The 23,616-nt window shown below is 48.7% G+C and carries 27 protein-coding genes and 2 tRNA genes; 9 read left to right on the forward strand and 20 right to left on the reverse strand.

The window, feature by feature from the left end; genetic code table 11:
• Window positions 1-16 precede the first annotated feature (16 nt).
• From orn to A1sIA79_RS04720, 6 genes are all read left to right on the forward strand, one after another.
• Window positions 17-586, forward strand: coding sequence for an oligoribonuclease (gene orn / locus A1sIA79_RS04695; RefSeq protein WP_095675057.1), 570 nt, complete (start codon window positions 17-19; stop codon window positions 584-586).
• A gap of 17 nt (window positions 587-603) precedes the next feature.
• Window positions 604-679: transfer RNA gene (locus A1sIA79_RS04700), tRNA-His, on the forward strand.
• A gap of 51 nt (window positions 680-730) precedes the next feature.
• Window positions 731-1,216, forward strand: coding sequence for an inorganic diphosphatase (locus A1sIA79_RS04705; protein WP_095675058.1), 486 nt, complete (start codon window positions 731-733; stop codon window positions 1,214-1,216).
• 2 nt (window positions 1,217-1,218) lie between these two features.
• A complete protein-coding gene (locus A1sIA79_RS04710; protein ID WP_095675059.1) occupies window positions 1,219-2,487 on the forward strand; it encodes an ammonium transporter in 1,269 nt (422 codons plus the stop codon).
• A gap of 28 nt (window positions 2,488-2,515) precedes the next feature.
• Window positions 2,516-2,854: a P-II family nitrogen regulator gene (locus A1sIA79_RS04715; protein WP_095675060.1), complete on the forward strand. Its 339-nt coding sequence runs from the start codon at window positions 2,516-2,518 to the stop codon at window positions 2,852-2,854.
• 8 nt (window positions 2,855-2,862) lie between these two features.
• Window positions 2,863-4,200 carry a serine hydroxymethyltransferase gene (locus tag A1sIA79_RS04720; protein WP_095675061.1) on the forward strand — a complete coding sequence of 446 codons (1,338 nt, stop codon included), beginning with the start codon at window positions 2,863-2,865 and terminating at the stop codon, window positions 4,198-4,200.
• On the opposite strand, the gene A1sIA79_RS04725 is transcribed toward A1sIA79_RS04720, so the two are convergent.
• The gene (locus A1sIA79_RS04725; protein ID WP_095675062.1) at window positions 4,193-4,861 is read right to left on the reverse strand and encodes an HNH endonuclease family protein; all 669 of its coding nucleotides are present in this window, start codon (window positions 4,859-4,861) and stop codon (window positions 4,193-4,195) included. The two genes, A1sIA79_RS04720 and A1sIA79_RS04725, sit on opposite strands and share 8 nt — an antisense overlap.
• A gap of 89 nt (window positions 4,862-4,950) precedes the next feature.
• On the opposite strand from A1sIA79_RS04725, the gene A1sIA79_RS04730 reads away from it, so the two are divergent.
• Window positions 4,951-5,023: transfer RNA gene (locus tag A1sIA79_RS04730), tRNA-Lys, on the forward strand.
• A gap of 77 nt (window positions 5,024-5,100) precedes the next feature.
• On the opposite strand, the gene A1sIA79_RS04735 is transcribed toward A1sIA79_RS04730, so the two are convergent.
• The 10 genes from A1sIA79_RS04735 to A1sIA79_RS04780 all read right to left on the reverse strand — a co-directional run bounded on the left by A1sIA79_RS04735 (window position 5,101) and on the right by A1sIA79_RS04780 (window position 14,262).
• Entirely contained in the window at window positions 5,101-5,835 is a 735-nt protein-coding gene (locus tag A1sIA79_RS04735) for an SDR family oxidoreductase (protein WP_095675063.1), read from the reverse strand.
• Between the two features lies 1 nt (window position 5,836).
• A complete protein-coding gene (locus A1sIA79_RS04740; RefSeq protein ID WP_095675064.1) occupies window positions 5,837-6,643 on the reverse strand; it encodes an SDR family NAD(P)-dependent oxidoreductase in 807 nt (268 codons plus the stop codon).
• A 5-nt stretch (window positions 6,644-6,648) separates the two neighbouring features.
• Window positions 6,649-6,972, reverse strand: coding sequence for an L-rhamnose mutarotase (locus tag A1sIA79_RS04745; protein ID WP_095675065.1), 324 nt, complete (start codon window positions 6,970-6,972; stop codon window positions 6,649-6,651).
• A 39-nt stretch (window positions 6,973-7,011) separates the two neighbouring features.
• Window positions 7,012-8,517: a sugar ABC transporter ATP-binding protein gene (locus tag A1sIA79_RS04750; RefSeq protein WP_095675066.1), complete on the reverse strand. Its 1,506-nt coding sequence runs from the start codon at window positions 8,515-8,517 to the stop codon at window positions 7,012-7,014.
• A gap of 41 nt (window positions 8,518-8,558) precedes the next feature.
• Window positions 8,559-9,656 (reverse strand): sugar ABC transporter substrate-binding protein, encoded by a 1,098-nt coding sequence (locus tag A1sIA79_RS04755; protein WP_095675067.1) that lies wholly within the window; start codon window positions 9,654-9,656, stop codon window positions 8,559-8,561.
• A 62-nt stretch (window positions 9,657-9,718) separates the two neighbouring features.
• Window positions 9,719-10,699 carry an ABC transporter permease gene (locus A1sIA79_RS04760; RefSeq protein ID WP_095675068.1) on the reverse strand — a complete coding sequence of 327 codons (981 nt, stop codon included), beginning with the start codon at window positions 10,697-10,699 and terminating at the stop codon, window positions 9,719-9,721.
• 186 nt (window positions 10,700-10,885) lie between these two features.
• Window positions 10,886-11,590 (reverse strand): deoxyribose-phosphate aldolase, encoded by a 705-nt coding sequence (gene deoC / locus A1sIA79_RS04765; protein WP_095675069.1) that lies wholly within the window; start codon window positions 11,588-11,590, stop codon window positions 10,886-10,888.
• Window positions 11,575-12,486, reverse strand: a complete 912-nt coding sequence (locus A1sIA79_RS04770) for a ribokinase (protein ID WP_095675070.1) — start codon at window positions 12,484-12,486, stop codon at window positions 11,575-11,577. Before A1sIA79_RS04770 ends, deoC begins: the two co-directional genes overlap by 16 nt.
• A 99-nt stretch (window positions 12,487-12,585) precedes the next feature.
• Window positions 12,586-13,185, reverse strand: a complete 600-nt coding sequence (locus A1sIA79_RS04775; RefSeq protein ID WP_095675071.1) for a trimeric intracellular cation channel family protein — start codon at window positions 13,183-13,185, stop codon at window positions 12,586-12,588.
• Between the two features lie 42 nt (window positions 13,186-13,227).
• Window positions 13,228-14,262, reverse strand: coding sequence for an SDR family oxidoreductase (locus tag A1sIA79_RS04780; protein ID WP_223298327.1), 1,035 nt, complete (start codon window positions 14,260-14,262; stop codon window positions 13,228-13,230).
• A gap of 155 nt (window positions 14,263-14,417) precedes the next feature.
• Here A1sIA79_RS04780 and A1sIA79_RS04785 point away from each other — a divergent pair, with 155 nt between their 5' ends.
• The gene (locus A1sIA79_RS04785; RefSeq protein WP_095675073.1) at window positions 14,418-16,073 is read left to right on the forward strand and encodes a glycoside hydrolase family 13 protein; all 1,656 of its coding nucleotides are present in this window, start codon (window positions 14,418-14,420) and stop codon (window positions 16,071-16,073) included.
• Between the two features lie 9 nt (window positions 16,074-16,082).
• Here A1sIA79_RS04785 and A1sIA79_RS04790 read toward each other — a convergent pair whose 3' ends face one another.
• From A1sIA79_RS04790 to A1sIA79_RS04810, 5 genes are all read right to left on the reverse strand, one after another.
• Window positions 16,083-16,481, reverse strand: coding sequence for an FKBP-type peptidyl-prolyl cis-trans isomerase (locus tag A1sIA79_RS04790; RefSeq protein ID WP_095675074.1), 399 nt, complete (start codon window positions 16,479-16,481; stop codon window positions 16,083-16,085).
• 94 nt (window positions 16,482-16,575) lie between these two features.
• Complete coding sequence (argG, locus tag A1sIA79_RS04795; RefSeq protein WP_095675075.1) at window positions 16,576-17,904, reverse strand: argininosuccinate synthase; 1,329 nt, start codon at window positions 17,902-17,904, stop codon at window positions 16,576-16,578.
• A gap of 10 nt (window positions 17,905-17,914) precedes the next feature.
• Complete coding sequence (locus A1sIA79_RS04800) at window positions 17,915-19,099, reverse strand: class I SAM-dependent methyltransferase (protein WP_223298328.1); 1,185 nt, start codon at window positions 19,097-19,099, stop codon at window positions 17,915-17,917.
• A gap of 10 nt (window positions 19,100-19,109) precedes the next feature.
• Window positions 19,110-20,291 (reverse strand): sensor histidine kinase, encoded by a 1,182-nt coding sequence (locus tag A1sIA79_RS04805; RefSeq protein ID WP_223298329.1) that lies wholly within the window; start codon window positions 20,289-20,291, stop codon window positions 19,110-19,112.
• A 38-nt stretch (window positions 20,292-20,329) separates the two neighbouring features.
• The gene (locus A1sIA79_RS04810; RefSeq protein ID WP_095675077.1) at window positions 20,330-21,019 is read right to left on the reverse strand and encodes a response regulator transcription factor; all 690 of its coding nucleotides are present in this window, start codon (window positions 21,017-21,019) and stop codon (window positions 20,330-20,332) included.
• A 244-nt stretch (window positions 21,020-21,263) separates the two neighbouring features.
• Between A1sIA79_RS04810 and A1sIA79_RS04815 the strand changes: the two genes are divergently transcribed.
• The gene (locus A1sIA79_RS04815) at window positions 21,264-21,575 is read left to right on the forward strand and encodes a hypothetical protein (RefSeq protein WP_095675078.1); all 312 of its coding nucleotides are present in this window, start codon (window positions 21,264-21,266) and stop codon (window positions 21,573-21,575) included.
• Here the strand turns inward: A1sIA79_RS04815 and hpf are convergent, their stop codons facing one another.
• From hpf to A1sIA79_RS04830, 4 genes are read right to left on the reverse strand one after another with little or no spacing between them, the layout of a single operon-like run.
• A complete protein-coding gene (gene hpf, locus A1sIA79_RS04820) occupies window positions 21,576-21,923 on the reverse strand; it encodes a ribosome hibernation-promoting factor, HPF/YfiA family (protein WP_095675079.1) in 348 nt (115 codons plus the stop codon).
• A gap of 43 nt (window positions 21,924-21,966) precedes the next feature.
• A complete protein-coding gene (locus tag A1sIA79_RS04825) occupies window positions 21,967-22,356 on the reverse strand; it encodes a hypothetical protein (RefSeq protein ID WP_095675080.1) in 390 nt (129 codons plus the stop codon).
• Window positions 22,357-22,503 carry a hypothetical protein gene (locus tag A1sIA79_RS06945; RefSeq protein ID WP_190277042.1) on the reverse strand — a complete coding sequence of 49 codons (147 nt, stop codon included), beginning with the start codon at window positions 22,501-22,503 and terminating at the stop codon, window positions 22,357-22,359. It lies immediately after the preceding gene.
• A gap of 39 nt (window positions 22,504-22,542) precedes the next feature.
• On the reverse strand, window positions 22,543-23,610 hold the full coding sequence (locus A1sIA79_RS04830) for a trans-sulfuration enzyme family protein (protein ID WP_095675081.1): 1,068 nt from the start codon (window positions 23,608-23,610) through the stop codon (window positions 22,543-22,545).
• Between the last annotated feature and the right edge of the window lie 6 nt (window positions 23,611-23,616).

A 23,616-nucleotide genomic window follows, 5' to 3' on the forward strand; every position in this document is an offset into this window, starting at 1 on the left:
CCTTACCCTTGCGCCTATGGCCACCGAACTCCCCCATCTCATCTGGATTGATTGCGAAATGACCGGGCTGGATCTGGCCACCGATGCACTGGTTGAGATTGCGGTCCTGGTCACTGATTCAGAGCTAAATATCATCGGAGACGGTATTGATCTCGTCATCCAAGCAACCCAAGAGCAACTGAGCGCCATGGGAGATTTTGTGCGCCAGATGCACACGAGCTCGGGCCTGATCACCGAGATTCCCAATGGCATCTCGATTGAAGCCGCCCAGGAGCAGATACTTACTTATCTGCAAGCAGCCGGATGTGAGCCAGGCAAATCTCCACTGGCCGGAAACTCGGTCTCGGTAGACCGCAACTTCATCGCTCGTGACATGCACGCACTCAATGAGTTCCTTCACTATCGCACCATCGATGTCTCATCGATTAAGGAACTTACGCGCCGCTGGTATCCCAAGACTTACTTTGCCGCCCCAGCCAAAACTGGCAATCACCGCGCACTGGGAGATATCAGAGACTCGATCGCCGAATTGGCGTACTACCGCCAGAGCGTATTTATCCAAAGCGAGCCGGGGCAGGTAAAGTAGTCCCTGCACAGCACATGGTGGGCGTAGCTCAGCTGGTAGAGCACTCGGTTGTGGTCCGAGATGTCGCGGGTTCGAGCCCCGTCGTTCACCCCAAGTTCTTTAATCCCCACTACATCACTTACTAAGCACAGGGAGTCCATTCTTATGATCTTCGATGTTGTTGTGGAAATTCCAGCGGGATCTCGTAATAAGTATGAAATCAATCATGAGACTGGCGAAGTTCGCCTAGACCGCATGCTCTTCACCGCAACTCGCTTCCCGCACGACTACGGCTTTGTGAAGAACACCCTTTCTAATGATGGCGATCCACTGGATGCACTCATCATGCTCGATGAGCCCACCTTCCCTGGTTGTGTGGTCTCTTGTCGCGTTATTGGAATGTTCCGCATGACCGATGAAAAAGGTGGCGATGACAAGTTGCTCTGTGTGGCAGCTGGAGATATTCGCAAGAACAATTTAAATGATCTGCCAGATGTTCCCATCTATGAACTAGATGAAATCAAGCACTTCTTTGAGGTCTATAAAACACTGGAACCAGGTAAAGAAGTTCATGGTGGTGATTGGGTTGGCCATGTTGCAGCTGAAGCAGAAATTCAAGCGTCCTACCAACGGTATAAGGAGACCCACTAACAATGCAGGCGATCAATAGCGGTGATACCGCATGGGTTTTAGCAAGTGCAGCACTAGTACTTTTCATGACTCCAGGTCTGGCAGTCTTTTATGGCGGCATGGTCCGCGCGAAATCAGCGCTGAATATGATGATGATGTCATTTGCCGCAATCGGCATCACAACAATCATCTGGGTGCTCTATGGATACTCACTCGCCTTCGGTCCATCACAAGGTGGTCTGATTGGAAACCTTGATCACATAGGTCTGGCTTCCACCATTGATCAGGTAACTGGCGCTGAGGGTCACCAAATTCCAGTACTTGCCTTTGCCATGTTCCAACTTACCTTTGCCATTATTACTGTGGCTCTCCTTTCTGGCGCCATTGCCGACCGCGCCAAGTACGGTTCCTGGGTTCTCTTCGTTGGCATCTGGATCACACTCGTCTATCTACCAGTTGCCCACTGGGCATTTGCTGCCCAGAACGGTGAAGGTGGATGGATCATCGACAAACTTAAAGCGCTAGATTTTGCTGGCGGCACTGTTGTTGAAATTAACTCAGGTGCAGCAGCACTCGCTCTCGCTCTCGTTCTTGGAAAGCGCGATGGATTCAGACGCGATCCGATGCGACCACACAATATGCCGCTGGTACTTCTTGGCGCCGGCATGCTCTGGTTTGGCTGGTTTGGATTTAATGCCGGCTCTGCTCTCTCTGCCGGCTCCCTTGCTGCAACTGCGATGATCAATACTCAAATTTGCACAGCTGCAGCTGCCATGACCTGGATTGCTTATGAGAAAAAGCGCGATGGAAAAGCAACAACTCTCGGTGTGGCATCCGGTGCTATCGCCGGCGCTGTTGCCATCACACCAGCGTGTGGTTACTTGAATCCACTGGGCGCACTCATTCTTGGTCTGATTGCCGGTGTTGCATCGTCCTGGGCTGTCTCACGTAAATATAAGTTTGGTTATGACGATTCACTCGATGTGGTCGGTGTCCACGGTGTTGGTGGAATTCTCGGAATGCTTGCAATTGGTCTGATTGCAACGCTAACTGCTAACGCTGCTGGCGCCGATGGACTACTTGTTGGCGGCGGAACCACACAGCTAGGACGACAAGTAGTTGCGATTCTCGTAGTCGCTGCCTTCTCATTCACAGCTACCTGGATCATTGCCACCCTCATTCAAAAGACTATCGGCTTCCGTGTTTATCGAGACGATGAACTCAACGGCCTGGACACAACATTCCATGCTGAATCTGCCTATGACATCACTGGAAATTCAAACCGTTACTAGTATTCGATAACTAAGAAAAGAGAACAGAATGAAGCTCATCACCGCAATCGTTAAGCCAGCAAAGGTCGATGACATCAAGGTTGCGCTGCAAGCAGCTGGCATCGCTGGCATGACCGTCTCAGAAACTCGTGGCTTTGGTCGCCAAAAGGGACACACCGAGATCTATCGCGGCGCCGAATACACAGTTGATTTCATTCCTAAGGTGCGCATTGAAGTACTCGTTGAAGATGGTGAAGCACAATCCATTATTGACGTCATCGTTAACACGGCAAGCACCGGCTCCATTGGTGATGGCAAGCTCTGGGTTACTAACGTTGAGCAAGTAATTCGCATTCGCACCGGCGAGCGCGGCGGCGATGCGCTTTAATTGACCGTATGACGCAGTCACTTAAGACTCAGAGTTGGGCAACCCCGGCTTCACAGGAGCTCATCGCCAGAATCGCAGCTCAAGTTGATGGAAAAAGTGGCTCCGATGTTCAGAGCTGGATTGAAGAGTTAGCACAAGAAAATCATCGCCTGCACGATATTGAAGGTATCAATCTCAATCCGGCCACAAATATTCTTAATCCTCGGGCAGAAAAATTACTTGCATCCGGCATGAGCTCGCGCGCATCCTTGGGGCATCCGGGCGATAAATATGAAACCGGACTTGGCGCCATTGAGCAGATTGAAATCATTACCCAAGAGCTAGCCTGTGAAGTATTTGGTTCCACTTATGCCGAGTTTCGCGTTCCTTCCGGTGCGATTGCAAACCTCTATGCCTTTATGGCAAATACCGAACCCGGTGACACCATCATCGCTCCCCCTCCCACAATCGGTGGACATGTGACTCACCATAAAGGTGGATCTGCTGGCCTCTATCGCCTCAACACAATCTCGGCACCCGTCGATGAATCTGGCTACACCATCGATATCGATGCCCTGCGCAAACTTGCCCACGAAGTAAAGCCGACGATGATCACTGTGGGTGGCTCGCTCAATCTATTCCATCACCCGATTGCAGATGTGCGTGCAATCGCTGATGAAGTCGGTGCCAAGGTACTTTTTGATGCAGCACATCTCTGCGGAATGATTGCTGGAAAAGTCTGGCCGCAACCACTTGTTGAAGGCGCGCACTTGATGACCTTCTCAACATATAAGTCACTCGGTGGACCGGCAGGTGGACTTATCGTCACCAACGATGATGCCATCGCACAGAAGCTTGATGCAATCGCATACCCAGGACTGACCGCTAACTTCGATGCCGCAAAGACCGCCGCCCTCGGCATCACTTTGCAAGATTGGAAGGCAGTTGGTTCTGATTACGCGAAAATGATGGTTAAGACATCAAAAGCGCTCGCACAAAACTTGCAGAACCGCGGCGTCAATGTTTATGCCGCAGATAAGGGCTTCACCATGTCTCACCAATTTGCGATCCTGGCAGCTCCATATGGTGGCGGACAAAGTGCAGCAAAGCGCATGGGAGAAGCTGGACTGCTTGCCTGTGGAATCGGTTTGCCGATTGCACCTGTTGCTGGAGATCTCAATGGTCTTCGTATCGGTACCCCAGAAATCGTGCGTCTTGGCATGAAGGTAGAAGATATGGATCAGCTCAGCGATTTCATTGCGCAATCACTTGCTGCCACTGTTGACTCACAATCAGTCAAGCGTGAAGTTACGAAGTGGCGTAAGCAGTTTAGCGGTGTGCACTACACCGTAGATCTTCCTAACTAACCGGCACTGGCTGGGTTGGACACTGCGACAAGATTGCTAACATCGCAGCTTTTTCCGGGGCTACAACCCACAATGAATACTTAGCTTTCACGGCAATCTGTTGCGCCACATAGGCACATCTAAAACTCTTTAGCGGTGGCACCCACGTTGCCGCATCACCATCACTTTTCTGCAGATTAAGTCTGCCTTTGACTGCAAAGAGATTCAGTGGGTCATTTGCAAGGGCTGTTCTCTGGGCGATGCTTAACTTAAATGCACCTGTCTGCCAGGAATTAGATAGTGCCACCACGTGATCTATCTGCACCTCCATGCTGCTCACATTGCCGCGCACAAAGTTGATCATCTCCCCCGAGTATCTATCGATGAGAGTGCCAGATAGCACCACGCAATTGCGCGTTCTGGGCTTATACACAATCGAATTCATATCCCGTTTCAAGATATCGTTTCGCGTATCGCATCCATTGCGATCAACATCGGCCCAGCTCTGCCCGAATGCAGCTCTGGAATATCCAGTCTTTGGTGCTCTCCCCTTTACTGGCAATGTCTCCAGAACTGCCAGTGCAACCCCTGGCGCACTCTCTGCGGCGCTAGCAGGCGGTATGGAAATCGCCAATACCCCAGCAGAAATCAGTAGCGCTACCTGTATTTCCCAGCGAGACATTTGACTATCTTCGCCCCTGTGAGGTGGTTAGACAAGGTGCGCCTCGCTGGTAGGGTCTGCTCTGCATTTAAGTGTTTACGCACTTAAATGGGTTGTTAGCTCAGTTGGTAGAGCAAGGCACTCTTAATGCCTGGGTCGGGGGTTCGAGTCCCTCACAACCCACTTATAGAAGTACCCAGGAAATGGGTCTAGTTGCTAACCGGCCTTGGCGAAATACGGCAACAATGCATTTAAGGTTCTCAATGCCATTCAGTTGTAGGAAAAAACAACGCATTCTTGAGCATCACATTACGAGGCAGATTCACTTGAAGCATCACCATTTCGGCAACATCTGCTGGACTCATTAATTTACCGCGTCCTTCGGTTCCGGCGCGATTGATATCTTTATTGAGATCATCCCAAAAAGCGGTATCTACGCCACCGGGGCAGAGTGTGGAGACACGAATTCCTTGTGAAATTACTTCTTGCGCAAAACTATCCATGAATCCCATTACCGCCCACTTAGTTGCGCAATATCCCGACCATTCCGGATATCCCTTAGTGCCACCAGCAGAAACAACTGCGATGACATCTCCGGCGCCTTGCTTGAGCATTGCAGGAAGCACAGCTTTGACAATGTGCGCTGTTCCTAAATAGTTAGTCTGCATCATCATCGCCCAGTCAGCAGGATTTGACTCAACAACGGAGCCAATAATTCCCATGCCAGCATTGGGAACGAGCACATCGATAGAACCAAACTCTCTCACTACTTTTTCAACAGCTGCAACACAATCACTCCAAGATGAAACATCGCCAACTACTGCCAGGGCTTGGGTGCCAGAGATTTCGGTAATCTCTTTAGCTGCTGCTTGAATTCTTGTTTTATCCCGTCCAACAACGGCAGTTTTAAAACCTTCTTCTGCTAAACGAAGTGCTATCCCAAACCCAATTCCACGTGAAGCACCTGTTACTAGGGCAGTTCTTGCTTCTGTCATGCTAACCCCAAGGTCTGGCGTCTACCGGATCTTCCCAGCTTGGAATTGGCGCTTGCAGTGGTTGATCAATCCAGCAGAATCTGCCATTGACCGAATCACTTTCACTACTTACTAACTTAAGCACAAGATCCATCGCCTTCTTGGGATCATCCCCGCCAGTCTGATCTACCCAATCAACCCAGGCTTTGTAATCTTTACCTACCTCACCAAGTGCCTCTGCCTTGGCCTTAATATCGCCCCACATATCACTTCGAACATCACCTGGATGAATCACATTTGCAGTCACCCCTGAGCCAGCAACTTCGGCCGCAAGATGTCTGGTGAGTTGGTTCAGCGCCGCTTTAGAAGTTCCGTAGGCGCTATTAAGTGGGCCTGGTGGATGCAAGGAGGCAGCAGAAGTTAAATTGATAATTCTGCCCCACTTGCTCTTAAGCATTCCAGGTAGGAATGAACGAGCGGTGTAATAGGGCGCGATGGCATCGATAATGATGGTGCGTACCCATTCGCCTGGATCGGTATTTTGGATGAGATCAATGGGTCCAAATACTCCTGCTGCATTTACAAGGATCTGCACAGCGCCATGCTCTTTTGAAACCTGCTTCTCAAGCTTTTCAACAAAGGAGTTATCGCTGACATCACCGGTGATACTTGTGATCATCGACTTCTGAGAAGCCGACAATGCACTTGTATCAAGTGCCGAACGTGAGACTGCAATAACTTGGTGGCCTTGGTCAGCCAGACCTAACGCAATCTGGCGCCCGATTCCACGACTAGCACCTGTTACAAGAGCAAGTTTTGCAGCCGACATCTTTGCTACTTACCTGCGTTCGTTTCGAGATGGAAGACTTCGCGAAGCTCTGTTGAGTTAACAATTCCATCTGAGTTGAACTCCATCAGTGGGCTCATCAATACCGCCCAGCGGTCGTGTACCTCTGAGTGCCATAACCGATCCCACGCCTCAACATCAGTGATCACTGAATACATCACGAGAACAGGATCATTTTCAAAAATAGTCATATCTGCAATACCGGACTTTTCTAGTTCGGCAATCAGCTCTGCCCAAATCGCATCGTGGTGCATCTTGTATGTCGCCAAGCTGCCTGGCTTTAAACGCATCGTGAACGCTCTTCTTACCATTTTTTCCTCTTTCTCTTCTCAATCGGTCTTATGGGTGGACTATTCGTTAATTAATTTGATGAGCTCGCCATCATCAACACCGGAGACCTCACGTGTACTGACACCATCTTTGACTACAACTATGCGATCGCACAAGGTAGTTAACTCAGAGATTTCCGTTGACCTAAATAAGATGCCCTTACCTTCAGCAGCAACTTCGCGAACAAGGCGGAAAAGCTCGACTTTGGCTCCAATATCTACACCTCGGGTTGGGTCATCGAGCAGGACAAGTCCTGGGCTTATTTCCAGCCATTTGCCGATAACTACCTTCTGTTGGTTACCGCCAGATAGATTTCCTACATTTACTTGAACGCCCTCAGTTTTAATCACAAACTTATCAACTAGCCTCATGGCAGTTGCAGCCATCGCTTTTTTAGAGATCAATAGCGTTCCTTTTTTATCTCCACCGATGGCAACGTGAGATAAATTATCTGAAACTGTTCGCTCCAGCATCAGCCCTACCCGTTTACGATCCGCTGGAATCAAAGCAACACCATCGCGCACTGAATTCTGAGGACTTAAATGGGTCTTTTCAACGCCTTGCACAGTGACCGTGCCTGCCACCTTTGGCCGCGCTCCAAAGAGCGTTTCTAGTAGTTCATCGGCGCCAGAACCAATGAGCCCAGCAACGCCAACAATTTCACCTGCTGCAACGTTTAGCGAAATGTCTAAAACCTGCTTACCATTACTGAGGTTCTTCACTTCCAAGACTTTTTCCGCACTTGCATATAAATCGGCACTGCCCGTTTTCTTGGCCATGGAGGACGCGGCTTTTTCTCCCACAATTCCACCAATGACGGTAGGAATGTCGAGCTCCGTGGTGGGTTTTGAAAAAACAAGCGAGCCATTGCGCATCACAGTGATGTGATCTGCAACTGCAAACACTTCATCTAATCTATGTGAAACATAAAGCACGGTCGTTCCCTGCGCCGGCAAAGCTTTCACTAGGTCAAGTAAGCGCTTACTTTCACGGGCATTGAGGGCAGAGGTGGGTTCATCCAAAATGAGAAGTTTAGGTTTTTCAATGAGAACACGGGCAAGTTCAATCAGTTGCTGGTCTGAAAGGGGCACTTCTCCGACAATCTGATTGAGATCCACATCGAGTCCAATGGACTTAAGGACCGGTAGCGCGATCTCAGCCATCTTCTTTCTAGCAATAAATGGGCCGATGCGCATTTCGCGATCTGGAAAAAGATTGGTTAATACATCACGATGCTGAAACAAGCGCAGCTCTTGATACATGATTCCGACACCAAGCTTTGATGCTGATTGCACGGTAAAGGAGGAGAACTTCTCCCCCATGAACTCGATACTGCCCTCATCGGGGGTGACTCCACCCGAGAGAATCTTCATGAACGTTGATTTGCCAGCCCCATTTTCACCAACAATGGCGTGGACTTTATTCGCTTCTAAATCTAGATCTAATCCGTTGAGGGCTTTAACCCCACCGTAGCGCTTAGCCAGGCCACGAACGGAGATCACGTTATGAACGCTTTGAGTATTCAATGTGTGACCTCCGTTCGTAGTTTGTCCCGGTTACTTATTAATTAAGCAGATTCATCTGAGATTGGCTTGAGGTTCTTCTGCCAATCCTTGATGTAACCCTTAACTATTGGGTCGTAGTACTTACGAGTCAAAGCCTTTGAAGCTGACATTTTCTGCAGCGCTTTGAAGGTAAGTGGTGCTGAACCGAATGGCTCTATGACCTTAGTTGCAGTAACAATTTCTGTTCCTGAGTCTAAGAAGCCTGGCTTGTTAATCTTGATCTTGTTTCGGAGGCTATCTGCCAACACCTTGACAGGAAGGTATCCCTGAACGAATGGAGTCTGTCCCAAGCTGATGTGGGCAGTTCCATTTGCAAGTGCTTCGAGGTTTCCGGTTGTGAGGTCATAGCCGCCACCAATTGCCTTTGATGATGGAGCAGCTGCATTTACTTTACCGATGCTTTCAACATCGGGAGCGCAGAGACCGACCATTGCAAGTGCGTCTGGATTCGCAGCAAGAAGTCCTTGCCATGCAGCGAAGTTAGCTGCTGAGTCAACCTTGACATCTGATGGTCCAATGATCTTGACCCCAGAAGCCTTAGCAAGACTTTCTAGCACACCTTTTTGGCGGTTTTCCAACACTGGGAATCCTGGGTAGCAGTTTCCAACGATGACACCACCCTTAGCGGTTGTTCCACCGATCTTATCTAGGACCATCTTTCCAAGAAGGCGTCCAGATTCAACTGACTTTTCACCAACATATGGTCCGTTAACTCCTTCGCCAAGTCCGTTAAACATAACGATAGGTGTTCCGGCCTTAATGATTGTGTTCAGTCCCTTAACCATGGAAGCAGCAGGAACAGAAGTTGCAATCCCGTCAACACCAGATGCGGCTAGGTTTTGCACCGCAGTGAGTTGAGCATCGCCTTCAGCACCAGCTGGGCCAGTTACTACGAGCTTTACATTGAGATCTCTAGCAGCCATTTGGGCTGCATCGATAATTTGTTGAATGAATGGATTACCAATCACGTGTACTACGAAACCGATTGTCAGTCTCTTCTGCGCAGCCTGCGCAGGAGTGGCTACTGCGCTAGCAGAAAAAACCAACGCAGTAACAACTGCTATTGCACTAAAACGTGCACTACGGCTCTTGATTGTCATCTTTTCCCTCTCCTTCTTTTCTATTCAAGCAATGCTCCCGATGAGCAAGGTTGAAACTTATTTTAACTCGCTCGATTTTTCCGAACTCGAACAATTTGATCCACACCGATTGCAAAGATAATGACGAGCCCGGTTACCAGGGTGCTCCACACGGCATCGATACCCAAGAAGACAATGCCTACTCCGATAACTCCCACAATGAGTGCACCGACTAATGAGCCCCAAACTGTTCCGGCTCCACCTGAAAGTGGAGTTCCGCCAATGATTGCCGCTGCCACAACTGGCAGTAGCAAGTTAGCTCCCGTACTTGGATCAACTGCTCCTCTAAAACCAAGGAAGAGGATTCCACCGATGCCAGAGACAACACCCATAAGTGTGCAGGTGAGAATCTTGATTTTCTTGGTTGGTATACCAGCTAGACGCGCCGCCTCTGGATTGCTACCAATAGCAAGAATTCGATATCCAAAACGAGTCTTATGCAAAGTCAGATGAAGTACCAGAAATGCAAATACCACGAAAATCAAAATAAAAGGTACTGGTGTTTCAATATCGCCACCGAGAACTCTAAAGAAGATATTCTCAGTAAGTTTCTTATCAGTTGGAACAACAGAACCTGACTTATTTGAGATCAGAGAAAGACCCTGAAATATTGAAGCCGTGCCTAAGGTGACAATGATTAAGGGAAGTCTCATCACAACTGTGAGCACACCGTTGATTGCTCCCATAAAACCACCAGCGCCAATTCCTAAAATGATTGCAATCCAGACCGGAACTCCGGCAATCATGGAAAGACCTGCAACCACAGCAGAAAGATTAAGGATCCAACCGAATGAGAGATCAATTTCTCCCATTGAAAGTAGATAGACAATGCACCCGGCAAGTAACGCTGAGATGGAATAGCTCGCAGCAAGATTAAGAAGGTTTTCAGGCTTTAAAAATGTTGGGCGCAGCGCTCCCACAATGCCGACTAGAACAAGGAGGGCGACAATAACGCTCGCCTCTTCTGGAAATTTAACTCGACGAGATTTAGCCTTCTGCGCCATGCCTGCTCATCCTCTCCGATGATTGCATCCATGGAATCCTTTCCATGCGCAATATGGGTATAAAACTCCCAATCCGCCTGGATGTCAATAGGTTTTTGGCAAGTGTTGCTGGGGTTTCCCTAGCCAGGAGAGAGTTCGTGGGCTGAAATGACGGGCGAGGAGGATCACTCCCTTATCGGCTACCTTTCAGTAACTCTTTGTCTCAGCGCTACTCGTATCAGAGATTATTTCAATCCCGGCACTGGTACCAAGTAAAGATGCACCTGCTGCAATGAGCGCGCGAGCTTGGGCTAAATGCTTAATGGAACCAGAGGCTTTAACCAAAACTCCACCCTTGGCACGCGCTACTAAATATCGCACGCTCTCAGGGTTTGCAGTCTCTATCTGGCCACTGCTTGCATTCTTTAAATATGCCACACCGGCTTCCATCGAAAGCTGCACTGCCAACTCCTTCTCTGCTTCCGTTAGCAGCGGAAGTTCTAACATCACTTTGATCGGAACACCGGATGCGCGCACCACACCCGCTATATCTTCCCGGAACTCGTCATACATTCCAGATTTAAGCCAACCAATTTGAACACCAATATCAATTTGGGTGGCACCTAATCTGACAAGTTCTGCTGCCTCGGCAGCCTTGCCCGCACTAGTCATCACACCTACGGTTGGAAAATCTAAAGCTGAGGCAACTTCAATTCCTGTTCCTTTCAGTATTGAAGCGGTCAGTGCAACCCATGATCCCGGCACCATTGCCGCGCTAAAGCCATATTTCATGGCATCTTCCACATGGGCAATCATCTCTTGCCGAGTAGAGCCCACTTCTATCTTGGTATGTTGAATATAGGGGGCTAGTTGGGCTGGGGTTAATGTGGCGGCATCTACTGTGCTAGACATTTTTCAATCTCTTCTCTCGTAGGTAGTGAATCAATTACTCCTGCAATGCCAACAGAGTGTGAACCTGAAGCGGTTGCAAATTTCACACACTCATGAAAATCACGCCCTTCAGATATAGCAACAGCTAAGGCAGAGGTGAAACTATCTCCAGCACCAGTTGTATCAACTACTTTCTTAGCCTTAATGGCAGGAACGGCATACACATCGCTGCCATCATCTACGAGCGATCCTTCCGAGCCTAAAGTCATCACTATCTTGGCGCTGGTCTTAAGGCGCATTTGGGCAATGAGTTCTTTAGGTGAGAGCCCATGATCGCCCGCGATCCCGAGTAATACCGGGGCCTCGGTTCGGTTGGGTGTGATGACATCAAACATCGACCATGCCTCTGGCGGTAATTTCACTGCTGGAGCTGGATTAAGAACTATTAAACGACCTTCTTCCCGCCCAATCTTTAACGAAGCCAAGACCGCGGGCAGAGCAAGTTCCATAGAGACTACAAGCACATCAGCTTGAGCGATATGTGAACGGAAACTTTCCACATGAGCTGGCGTTAATTCATCCAAGGCCCCAGCTGCAACCAAGATTCTGTTCTCACCATCGGATTCGACCAAGATAAATCCCACCATGGTGTGGCCCTTGCCGGTGACCACACATGAATCATCGACACCTTCTACTTTCCATAGTGCACGTGCACCCTGCCCAAAATCATCAGGGCCAATAGCGGTAAGGAAACTTACTTCGGCGCCAAGTCGCGCCGCACCTATTGCTTGGTTAGATCCTTTGCCACCTGGTCCCGCATCAAATACGCCACCCATGAGAGTTTCACCAGCCTGCGGAAGTTGCGGGATTCGCATCGTCATTCCAACGCCATAACTACCAACAACAGCGATTTTCATTTGGCTCCTAGATTTGCCACGAACATTCTGGCAAAAGTACTGTGTTATGAGCCAATGTCAACATCCAAGGTGAGTTTTGATGAGAACTTATCTCTCCTGCTACTTGCTGAACTTAGGCAGGTGTAGATCGAATTGGATTGAGATGACACGGGTAAGCATCACTACTACTCCCCCAATAATTGCCGCCAGATTATCTGCAACGCTGAGTTGATGCAGGGCAACAAAGGTAATCGCTCCCATGAGTGCTGATGTGCCAATCGTTTCGCGGTGGAGCAAGACCGGCTCTAGCTGACAGAGAATGTCTCGTAATAGCCCGCCGGTCACAGCGGTTATGACTCCCAAAAGAATGGCTGCATACCAGGCAACGTTTTCTTCAAAGGCGAGCTGTGTTCCAGAAAGTGTTGCCACAGCAAGGCCAAAGGTGTCCATAATGAGTAGCGTCTTACCAATATGTGTGACACGTCTAAAGACAAGAGTAAGAACTACAGCAGCAATAATGCTGACAACAATCCAGCCATCTGTGATCCAGATCGGAGTCAGGCCAAGAAATACATTTCGAAGGGTGCCACCTGATACTGATGCAATCGCTGCTATGAATGCGATGCCGCCGTAATCAAGGCCCTTATCTGCAGCCACCCGAGCACCAACAAGTGCGAAGACAAAGGTGGAGAGCAGGTCCAGGATATGTAGCAAGGTCATGGCTATAGCCTAGAGAAGGCCACGAGAAAGAGTGCCAACCATTTACCCTTTTATGAGCCCATTCATATAAAGGTAGTCAGCTGATTCCAGAATGCTTACCTGCGCCGGAATAAAGCTGATTCCCAGCAATCGCTCGGCCTTGGCATGGCTAATGATGAGTGGCTTACCCAGCATTGCTACGACTGACTTAATTGCCGGGTCAAAGAGTGAGAGGAACTTGATTAAAATATTGGGTGCAAGTGCGGTCTTGACCTTACTTTGTGGATACTTTGATTTGAGAAGCTTTGCAATCTCCATAAATGATTTAGTCTCAGAAACAGATAAAATTCGCTCTCCCGCAGTAGCGGTAACTTTGATGGATTGCACGTGCATGCGAGCAACATCTTTGACATCCACTATCGGCATGCGCAGATCAGGAACCATCGGGTCCTTACCTAGGAGCAATCTTTCCACCAAGGAGATAGAAGACCCAAAGTTGTTATCTAACGGAGCGCCCAATACCAGTGCTGGGTTAATCACTGTGAGCTCAATTTCAGGTGCTTGGTTCTTAATGAAATCCCACGCAGCTTGTTCAGCTAAAGTCTTGGAGCGTATGTAGGCATCTTTGCCGGCCGGATGATTCACATCAGTCCACATACTCTCGTCATAGGCGCTAGTCCCTGCCGGTAAATCACGAGCATAAATTGCCGCCATCGAAGATGTGAGAATCACTCGGGTAATGCCGCCAGCTTGTGCGGCGCGAAGTGCGCGCAAGGTTCCATCAACTGCCGGGCGAATAAGTTCATTCTCATCCTTTGGTGACCCAAGCGGGAAGGGAGAGGCGGTGTGCATCAGCACATCAATGCCCACTAACGCTTGGCTCCACCCAGCATCTTTTTCTAGATCAAGTTCAACAAATGAAAGCTTGCTAGCAAGATCGACTCCAGGTGAAAGGTGTGGGGCAACTGCGTTACGCACCTCATCACCTTTACTGAGCTTGCGCACCGAAGCACGGACTGTGTATCCATCATTGAGTAGTTGTAGGGCGATGTGCTTGCCAATATATCCGCTGGCACCAGTAAGTAAAACCGTTGTCATAGTCAAGAACCTGTTCCTTGAAGCGGGAGAATGTAACTTCATAGAATCCTACTCAAAAGGGTGACGACTGCACAAAACCGCAAATACATTCCATTTACATCACATTTGTGTGCTTTTCGACAATTGCCTTGGACTCCTTCCGTAGAGTACGACCCATGCCTAAAAGCGTTGGACTCTCAAAAGATAAGAATTGGTGGCGCCAAGCGGCCATCTACCAGATCTACCCGCGTAGCTTCGCCGATTCAAATGGCGACGGCATCGGCGATCTCAAAGGAGTTACCTCGCGTATTTCATACTTGAAATCATTGAGCCTAGATGCAGTCTGGTTAAGTCCGTTCTATCCATCGGCGCTAGCAGACGGTGGCTATGACGTCGCTGATTATCGCGATGTAGATCCACGGCTTGGAACGCTGGCAGATTTCGATGAGTTACTTGCAGAGCTACACAAAGTAGGAATCCGAATATTTGTCGATATCGTTCCTAACCACTCATCAAATTTGCATGTGTGGTTTAAAGAAGCAATCGAAGCAAAGCCTGGGTCTAAAGCGCGCAATCGTTACATCTTCCGAGATGGAAAAGGTGAAAAGGGCGAGCTGCCACCCACTGATTGGGTTTCACACTTTGCACCGAGTGCCTGGACCCATGAATCAGTCATGGGTGGCAAAGGTAACCAGTGGTACATGCATTGGTTTGCACCAGAGCAACCAGATTTTAATTGGGATAACCCAGAAGTGGAAAAGGAATTTCTTAAGACACTTAAGTTCTGGGCTGATCGCGGTGTTGATGGGTTTCGCATCGATGTGGCACATGCACTGAAGAAAGATCTCTCTGAGCCACTTCGTAGCCTGCCAGTCTTTGAAACCCTGGAAGAGCGCGGTAATAAGGGCAAGGGAATCTTGGCCGACCGCGATGAACTCTTTAAGATCTATAAACAATGGCGCAAACTATTTAACCAGTATGACCCGCCACGAGTTGCTGTGGCAGAAGCATTTGTGCACCCAGAGCGCCTTCCGCTCTATGCCAGCACAAAGACTCTGGGGCAATGTTTTGATTTCCGTTTCATTGAGACCCCCTTTGAAGCAGCTGCATATAAGGAGAGCGTGCAAGATGCGCTGGAGCTTGCCCTAAAGAACAAATCTTCTTGCACATGGACACTTTCAAACCACGATCAAATCCGCCATGCAACGAAGATGGGTCTTAACTCAGCAGTAGACCGTCGTTCATGGATGCTCTCCGATGGAACTTCTCATCCACTAGATGCAGCCGCTGGCACACAGAATGCACTTGCGGCAACGCTATTTATTTTGGCTCTTCCTGGTAGTACCTATATGTATCAAGGTGAAGAGTTAGGCCTGCACGAAGTCACTGATATTCCAGCAAGTCAGATTCAAGATCCGCAATACCTACGCAATAACAAAATGGATAAGGGGCGAGATGGCTGCCGTGTGCCGCTGCCGTGGCAGAAATCAGGTTCTTCTTTTGGTTTTGGAACAGGCGGTGCACACTTGCCACAACCATCATGGTTTGCAGATTACTCAGTAGCAGCAGAAGAAAATGATCCGAACTCGGCGCTCTCCATTTATCGCATCGCACTGGGACTTCGTAAATCACTAATCACTGAAGAAAAGATAAAGTGGCATAAGACTGGTAATCCATCAGTCTTGCACTTCTCACGGCCAAATGGCTGGCATTGCATCACCAACTTCCGTGGTGAAAGTTATCCAATGCCTAAAGGGGAAATTCTCATCTCTTCCCACCCACTTACCAACGGCAAAATCCCGGCCGGTACAACGGTTTGGCTTAAGAAGTAAAACTATTCCTTAAGCAACACCAATAATGTCGACAGAAAAGACAAGAGTTTCATTGGGACCAATAGGTCCAGAACCAGCTGCGCCATATCCCATTTCTGGTGGAAGTATCAGCAATCGACGTCCGCCCTCTTTGGCGCCAGGCAAACCTTTCTGCCAACCTTCAACTACCTCCGCTAACGGAAATGTTGCTGGCTGACCGCTCCATGATGACTCAATGATTTTTCCAGTTGACCACGCCATGAGTGTGTAGTGAACAGTCAAAGTAGATGTCGGAAGAACTTCTGCCCCGGTTCCAACGATGATGTCCTTGGTAGTGAGCTCTGTTGGCGCGCTACCTTCTGGCTTTGAAATTGTGGGAACTTCCCCTGCTACTGCAGAAACTACTGGCAGCACTGTTGCACCTGACATCTTCTCTCCTTCGGTAACGTTGAGACCAACTAGGACGGTGAGTCCTACGAGTGTGGCGGCAATGACGCCAGCTATTGCTTTGCGAGTGGTCTTATTAATTTTCTAACTCCTTAATCAGGTTGAAATCTCCGCCACCGAGTTGGCCTTGATCGCGATACATCTCTAACTTTGCCCGGGTATCGGCAATATCTAGATTACGCATAGTTAACTGCCCAATACGATCTGTTGGTCCAAAGGCAGCATCTTCAGTGCGCTCCATCGATAACTTATCGGGGTGATAACTCAAGGCAGGTCCAGTTGTGTTGATGATTGAATAATCATCACCACGGCGCAGACGAAGTGTGACTTCGCCGGTAATAGCCGATGCAACCCAACGTGTGAGTGATTCACGGAGCATCAAACTCTGCGGATCAAGCCAGCGTCCTTCATAGAGTAAGCGACCCAGTCTGCGACCTTCTGCATGGTAGTTCGCAATCGTGTCTTCATTATGAATTGCAGAGATGAGTCGCTCGTAAGCGATAAAGAGCAGCGCCATTCCTGGAGCCTCATAGATTCCACGCGACTTAGCTTCAATGATTCTATTTTCTATCTGATCACTCATTCCAAGGCCATGGCGACCACCAATTTTATTTGCCTCATTCATCAGCGCCACGACATCACTAAAACGTTTTCCATTAATTGCCACCGGGCGACCTTGCACAAATTCAATCTTCACATCTTCAGATGCAATAGAAATTGATGAATCCCAGAACTTCACGCCCATAATTGGAGTAACAATCTCAATGGAGGCATCGAGGTTCTCTAAATCTTTCGCCTCATGGGTCGCGCCCAAGATATTTGCATCAGTTGAATAAGCCTTCTCAGTGCTGTCGCGATATGGCAACTTGTTGGCAACTAACCACTGTGACATCTCTTTGCGACCACCGAGTTCACGGACGAAATCAGCATCGAGCCACGGCTTATAGATTCGTAGATTGGGATTTGCAAGCAGGCCGTAGCGATAGAAACGTTCGATGTCATTACCTTTATAGGTAGAACCATCTCCCCAGATTTCAACCTTGTCATGCAACATCGCACGAACCAGCAGCGTTCCGGTTACGGCGCGGCCAAGTGGTGTTGTGTTGAAATAGGCCTTACCGCCAGAACGAATATGAAAAGCTCCGCAGGCAATAGCAGCAAGACCTTCCTCAACAAGTGGAGTCTTGCAATCAACAAGTCGTGAAATCTCTGCGCCATACTCCTTAGCGCGAACTGGAACCGAATCAATATCGGTCTCGTCATATTGGCCAAGATCTGCGGTGTAGGTGCATGGCACCGCACCTTTTGCGCGCATCCAGGCCACAGCGACCGATGTATCGAGTCCGCCAGAGAAGGCGATTCCGACTTTTTCACCGATAGGAAGTGATGCAAGGACTTTGGACATAGTGCGAAGTCTAACCTTTGATCAGCGTTGCTAGCGCAGGTTTAACTTTCCAGAGCGCCAGCATCTCGTCATATCTCTGCTTTTCTGATGCGTCCACCCCTGCACCGGTCTTTACTGCGCGAATCATGAGATTTCTGGGGGTGTGCTCTCCCCCAATAAATTCAATTGCCTCTACCCGATAGCCACGCAATTTCATGATCTGCATGCGTAGGCCATCGGTAAGCAAATCTCCCAGGCGTTCTTTCATAATTCCGTTGCGGGTAATGATCGACCATGGCTGCGGAATCTCGTTCATCTGTGCCTGAATATCATGGTGACAACAAGGTGCTATCAAAGCCAGCTTGGCATCAGAGTTAATCGCCCAGGCAATTGCATCATCAGTTGCTGTGTCGCACGCATGAAGTGCGATGGCGATATCAGCTGAGGTAAGAGTGGTATCTGCTATCTCCTCGGCTCGAAACTCGATACTCGAAGAGATTCCTAATTGCTTGGCTATCTCATTGTTGCGATCTCGAGCAGAGGTGCGAACATCAATACCGATTACTTTTACCGGCATGCCTTGACTACGTAGATATTGATGAGCTGCAAATGTTAGATAAGCATGGCCACATCCAAGATCGACGATAGTCAGGGGCTTGGCAGCTGTGGGTTGTGCGATGTGTCCGGCCTTGATTGCACTTGTTAGCGTTGGGGTGAGTAAGCGCAAGAATTCTTCTACCTGCTTGTATTTATCTGACTTGCTCGCTTTGAGATTCCCTTGGGCATCAGATATACCAATTGCAATCAGATAGGGATCAGATGGGTCAAGTAATCGCGACTTACTGCGGTCGTGTGACAGCTCTTGTTCGCGCTCGGTTGATTCGCGGTGGATGAGTGCTTCACCCTTTTTCGTAATTCGCACACTGATTGATTGGTGAGTCTGTTCTAGCAGAATATTGGCATATCCAGAGCGCATTAATTCGCTAAAGGGTGCTTGCCCTACTTCATAATTCTTCGTTGTCATCTGGCGACCATCGCTATGACTAACTTGTATCGCAATGGAATCTTTTATCAAAACAGGTCGCAGATCGATGCGCTCGTGCGCAGTCTGCATGTTTCTGCGCCGACCCGAGAGGACAACTCTGACTAAGGAGTTGGTATCACTAAATTTCTCGGTGAGCTCAACAAATACATCTTCGAGATTGGCATCGCTCACAGGGCTAAGTTTAGTCTTTAGCTAAAGGAAGGCTCGCCACTACCGCCAAGCCGCCCAGGGCGCTCTTGCGTAGCGAGAAAGTGCCGTTCAGTTTTTCAATAACGGCAGACATGATGCTCATACCCAACCCGGAACCACCATTTTCGCGCGAGCGAGACTTATCAAATCGATTGAGTGAACGAATATTCTCAGCGTAAGCACCCTCAGGTAAGCCTTGCCCAGCATCTTCAATCATAATCAGGACGTTTTTCCCAGATTTACTACATGTGATTGTTACCGCAGCATCTGCACTGGTGTGGCGCATGATGTTGGTAAAAGCATTTTGGATAAATCGAGAGAGATAATCTCTGGAAGCCACTACCACCAAGTCATTCTCAATTTTTAAGACTACCTTGCGCCCAGGATTAAGAGTCGTGAAGTCAGTGCCATGAGCGCTTAATAACTCACTCACATCCATTTTTTCAATATCTCGACTTCCGCTCTCACCTAGTTCGGCAAGAAGCAGTAAATCTTGAATCAGATTCTCCATCCGATTGATTTCAGTTCCCACGCGAGTAAATGCACGATCTTGATCTTCAGCCGTTACCAGCTGTTTCTTACTCAGCATCTCCACATAACCTTTGACCACGGTGAGTGGGGTGCGCAATTCATGAGATGCATCGCCCAGAAATTCCTGCATACGAGCAAGGGATGCATATTCATCTCGGCGATTAGCTCGCCTAAAGAAGAAAAAGAGTAATACTCCTGCGATGAGATCGACAAAAAAAGTAACAACTCCCAATGCACGGAGATTGACCTCAAAGTGTTCATCTATCGCGTTAGTGGATCGGGCAATGAGTAGGAAATCTTTCTCATCAAGGCGCACTGCTCGCAATTGATAGGGATCACCAGATTTTATTGATACCGGGCGGGCGGTAGCCTTTTCAATGAGATCTTTCGCAGGGGCTCCTAGATAACTCAAAGAGGACTCACGAACTAAAGTCTCTTGACCCTCCTCGGTTAAAAGCGTCAGCGTTGCATTAAGAGTGAGCTGCTCAATCGCAAAGAGAGCCGCGCCAATAGATTGCTCTGGGTTATCTATCGCCTCTTGTGCAACAAAATCGAGTGAGGCATTTACCTCAGATAATTCAGCGCTGCGGGTATGAAAAGCGGAGTAGCTACCAATTCCCAAGGTGACTACTGTGACCAGCAAAACTGTGAATATGCTGGTCCTGGTGCTGTTTGAGATCTTCAACTCTTCTCCGTAAGAAGTTGGAAGCCGACCCCTCTAATCGTCTTTATGCCTTCATATCCATCGCGATGTAATTTCTTTCGCAGGTAGGAGATATAGGTATCTACAACGGTGCTCTCAGATTCGAAGGTGATTCCCCAGACCTCATCTAGCAAATAAGTCTTAGTCAATACCCGTCCCTTGCTTTCGAGCAAAACATGCAGCAGGCGAAATTCGGTCGGAGATAACTCCACTACCTCACCGTTGAATGTGACTTGATGAGAGTCGTTATCAAGTTTGATAGGACCGCTGCTTAAGCTCGAATCAGAAGTGACTGTAAATTGAGTTCTGCGCAAGATGGCTCTTACTCGAAGCACGAGTTCTTCTAGACCGCGCCATGGTTTTGTCACATAGTCATCGGCTCCCAGGGTTAATCCACGAGTAATGTCGGCTCGGTCACCGCGGGCACTTAGCATCAGTGCAGGAGTGTTATCGCCTGTACTTCTGATGCGTTCAATAAATTCAAAGCCATCCATCATGGGCATATTGATATCAACCACAAGAAGATCTGGTTTGGTTGTGCGAAGCAGAGTAAGGGCAACCATGGCATCAGCTGCCACAACAGTTTCAAATCCAGCGAGTTTGAAGGCATCGGCGAGTACCTCGCGGACTCCGACTTCGTCGTCAATAATCATGATGAGTTGGCTCATGTACCCAGCCTTTCACGCAATTCCCACTTTTTCTACCACTTCACGCCCTTGCACACGAAACCGCTAGGTGATTCACAGAAGATTCACACCACCTCTTTAATACTATTAAGCCATGAGAAGAGGCATATCCGCAGCGGTTATCTTCACTCTCTGCTCGTTCTCTTCTTTCTCTCAATCTGCTGTAGCAGATCAACGGACACCACCTCCTCTGCCTTCAGGGGTCCTCGAACAATTCCAGCGAGATATGGATGCCTTTAACCAAGCGATGCAACTTCGCGACCAGCAAATGCGTGAAATAAACCAGAGTTTTTATCTGGCTATTAATAAAGCTAATCAAGATGCTCGATCTGCCATGCAAATTGCAAGTAAGCCAGAGCAAAAGATTTCTGTCATTACGGTAAAGAAAGGCGCAGTCGCTGCCGCAATTTATGCTCGAGAGAGTGCAATCATCGCACTTGGCCAACCGCCTATACCGCCAATAGATCCAATGCGCGTGCAGAAAAATTCAGCGAAACAAAAAGAGAGGCAAGAAAAGAAAGAGAAACAATTCCGCTAGTTACTCTTTCACATCCACCTTCATGGTGCGCAAGGTATGACGATCATGGCTCTTCTCGCGTTCATGTATTTTTCTAATTTGTAATTCAATACTCTTAATTGCATCATCAAATGCCGCCACGTCATTAAATGAAGCAGCCTCTGCTCGCAGTAGCGGACCTGAACCGTGTGAAGTAATAACCACCTTATGAGAATGTTTGCCCTGTCGCGGGTTTGCCTCATGCAGTACTTCCACTTCAATGCGGTCTATCGTTACACTAAAGCGATTCATAGAGAGTAATTTCTCTTCTGCTATCGATGAAAAGTCACTAGCGAGTTCTGCATGGCGAGGATGAATGATGATTTTCATTTCAATAGCATCCCACTACAGGGGTGAAAATGTAAGAGTAGATTTAGCTGGAGAGTGGCAGCAGATAAACAACTAATGTGAGGACTGCAGCTAACGAGAGTGATTGGGTGAGAATGACCACTGCAGTCTTTCGATCGGCTGCTAGCGCTGCTTTATCCTGCACGCGCGAGAGCTGACCCAGCTTGCCGAAGTTAAACGTGCCCATCAGGCCGTATGCGAGACAGAATTTTCGTTTCGATTGCACCCAGCCAATTGATGCCACAGCCAGCGGAATAAAGATTCCGAGTCGAAGCGAGGGCTCTGCCTTTGTTGAGATAAATCCAATAAGCGCGCTCACGCTGAGAGCGCTTCCAATAATGGCAACTACTTGGCGGCGGCGAATTTCTCCGGTGCCAATATTGCAAGATCCAGCTACATACTGGCTGTCAGACATTTACGCTTCTTCGAATTCGTCTTCATCAATCCAAGCATCAGTTTCATTCTCGTCTTGTTTTTCAACCCACGATAGGAATGATCCGACAGCGCGGAAGGCAAGAAGTGCAACAGTGATTGCTGCAAGGGTTCTTCGGAGCGCTTTCATATGGCTAAAAATACTCCACTTTGAATCAAAGTGCGCGCTTTACCCCTGGGTGAGTGCGGTGTCGATATCGTTCCAGAGGTCATCGATATGTTCGCACCCCACTGAAAGGCGGATGAGATTCTCCGGCACGCTATGGCTCTCGCGTTCCCACCGGCGCCGGCGCTCCCACGTGGTTTCAACTCCCCCAAGACTTGTTGCATTGGCAATAAGAGTTGATGCATCGCAGATGGCTTCGGTCTGCTCGACCGTTGCACCTACCTCAAAGGAGATGACTGCGCCGAATCCGGGATAGCGAACATTTTTCACTGCAGGGTGGCCAGCTAACTTCTTTGCCAAGATGGCAGCACTTTCTTGGGCCCGGTTAAATCGAAGTGGGAATGTACGAAGTCCGCGCAGACCAAGCCAAACTTCAAAAGGACCGGCAACTCCGCCCAGAGTTGTGCGGGCTTCAATGAGGCGGGTATGAAGAGCAGGATCCTTCACCGAAAGTGAACCTAAAATAACATCGCTATGTCCAGCTAAATATTTGGCAACTGAATGCATGACGATATCTGCGCCAAATGTCAGCGGCTTTTGATTGAGCGGTGTTGCAAAAGTATTATCAAATCCCACACCCAAATTACGCTTCTTTGCTTCGCCAATGATCACTGCCACTTCAGCAACATTTAACCCAGGATTGGTTGGTGATTCCACCCATAAGAAGGCGGCGCCCTGTAATTGGCTAATCACCTCTTTGGTATCTGTAATATCTACAAAGCGAACTTCTAGTCGACCTTCAGTGTGATAACGCTTAAGCAGTGACATGGTGCCGCTATAGCCTTCATGTGAGGCAACTACAGGTGCTCCGTGTGGCAAGAGCGAAAAGACGGCAGTGATTGCCGCCATCCCTGAGGCAAAGACCAACGTTGACTGTGCTTCTTCCAGTGCCGAAATTGCATTCTCTAAGTCATGCCAGTTTTCATTTCCGAAGCGGCCATAATTGATCTCACCACCTGCACGGTATGTGGAGTTCAGGGAGATGTGTGTATTTAACCCGGCGCCCGGCGCTGCTTGCGGACGCCCTGCTGAAATTGCAAGAGTCTCCGGGTGCAGGAACTTATCGGTCATGGGTAC

Origin of the sequence: Candidatus Planktophila versatilis, assembly GCF_002288105.1 — a bacterium.
Lineage (GTDB): Bacteria > Actinomycetota > Actinomycetes > Nanopelagicales > Nanopelagicaceae > Planktophila > Planktophila versatilis.

Coding starts and splice junctions, on each gene's coding strand:
- orn (WP_095675057.1), top strand. CDS start 17: ATGGCCACCGAACTCCCCCATCTCATCTGGATTGATTGCGAAATGACC.
- A1sIA79_RS04705 (WP_095675058.1), top strand. CDS start 731: ATGATCTTCGATGTTGTTGTGGAAATTCCAGCGGGATCTCGTAATAAG.
- A1sIA79_RS04710 (WP_095675059.1), top strand. CDS start 1,219: ATGCAGGCGATCAATAGCGGTGATACCGCATGGGTTTTAGCAAGTGCA.
- A1sIA79_RS04715 (WP_095675060.1), top strand. CDS start 2,516: ATGAAGCTCATCACCGCAATCGTTAAGCCAGCAAAGGTCGATGACATC.
- A1sIA79_RS04720 (WP_095675061.1), top strand. CDS start 2,863: ATGACGCAGTCACTTAAGACTCAGAGTTGGGCAACCCCGGCTTCACAG.
- A1sIA79_RS04725 (WP_095675062.1), bottom strand. CDS start 4,861: ATGTCTCGCTGGGAAATACAGGTAGCGCTACTGATTTCTGCTGGGGTA.
- A1sIA79_RS04735 (WP_095675063.1), bottom strand. CDS start 5,835: ATGACAGAAGCAAGAACTGCCCTAGTAACAGGTGCTTCACGTGGAATT.
- A1sIA79_RS04740 (WP_095675064.1), bottom strand. CDS start 6,643: ATGTCGGCTGCAAAACTTGCTCTTGTAACAGGTGCTAGTCGTGGAATC.
- A1sIA79_RS04745 (WP_095675065.1), bottom strand. CDS start 6,972: ATGGTAAGAAGAGCGTTCACGATGCGTTTAAAGCCAGGCAGCTTGGCG.
- A1sIA79_RS04755 (WP_095675067.1), bottom strand. CDS start 9,656: ATGACAATCAAGAGCCGTAGTGCACGTTTTAGTGCAATAGCAGTTGTT.
- A1sIA79_RS04760 (WP_095675068.1), bottom strand. CDS start 10,699: ATGGCGCAGAAGGCTAAATCTCGTCGAGTTAAATTTCCAGAAGAGGCG.
- deoC (WP_095675069.1), bottom strand. CDS start 11,590: ATGTCTAGCACAGTAGATGCCGCCACATTAACCCCAGCCCAACTAGCC.
- A1sIA79_RS04770 (WP_095675070.1), bottom strand. CDS start 12,486: ATGAAAATCGCTGTTGTTGGTAGTTATGGCGTTGGAATGACGATGCGA.
- A1sIA79_RS04775 (WP_095675071.1), bottom strand. CDS start 13,185: ATGACCTTGCTACATATCCTGGACCTGCTCTCCACCTTTGTCTTCGCA.
- A1sIA79_RS04780 (WP_223298327.1), bottom strand. CDS start 14,262: ATGACAACGGTTTTACTTACTGGTGCCAGCGGATATATTGGCAAGCAC.
- A1sIA79_RS04785 (WP_095675073.1), top strand. CDS start 14,418: ATGCCTAAAAGCGTTGGACTCTCAAAAGATAAGAATTGGTGGCGCCAA.
- A1sIA79_RS04790 (WP_095675074.1), bottom strand. CDS start 16,481: ATGTCAGGTGCAACAGTGCTGCCAGTAGTTTCTGCAGTAGCAGGGGAA.
- argG (WP_095675075.1), bottom strand. CDS start 17,904: ATGTCCAAAGTCCTTGCATCACTTCCTATCGGTGAAAAAGTCGGAATC.
- A1sIA79_RS04810 (WP_095675077.1), bottom strand. CDS start 21,019: ATGAGCCAACTCATCATGATTATTGACGACGAAGTCGGAGTCCGCGAG.
- A1sIA79_RS04815 (WP_095675078.1), top strand. CDS start 21,264: ATGGATGCCTTTAACCAAGCGATGCAACTTCGCGACCAGCAAATGCGT.
- hpf (WP_095675079.1), bottom strand. CDS start 21,923: ATGAAAATCATCATTCATCCTCGCCATGCAGAACTCGCTAGTGACTTT.
- A1sIA79_RS04825 (WP_095675080.1), bottom strand. CDS start 22,356: ATGTCTGACAGCCAGTATGTAGCTGGATCTTGCAATATTGGCACCGGA.
- A1sIA79_RS06945 (WP_190277042.1), bottom strand. CDS start 22,503: ATGAAAGCGCTCCGAAGAACCCTTGCAGCAATCACTGTTGCACTTCTT.
- A1sIA79_RS04830 (WP_095675081.1), bottom strand. CDS start 23,610: ATGACCGATAAGTTCCTGCACCCGGAGACTCTTGCAATTTCAGCAGGG.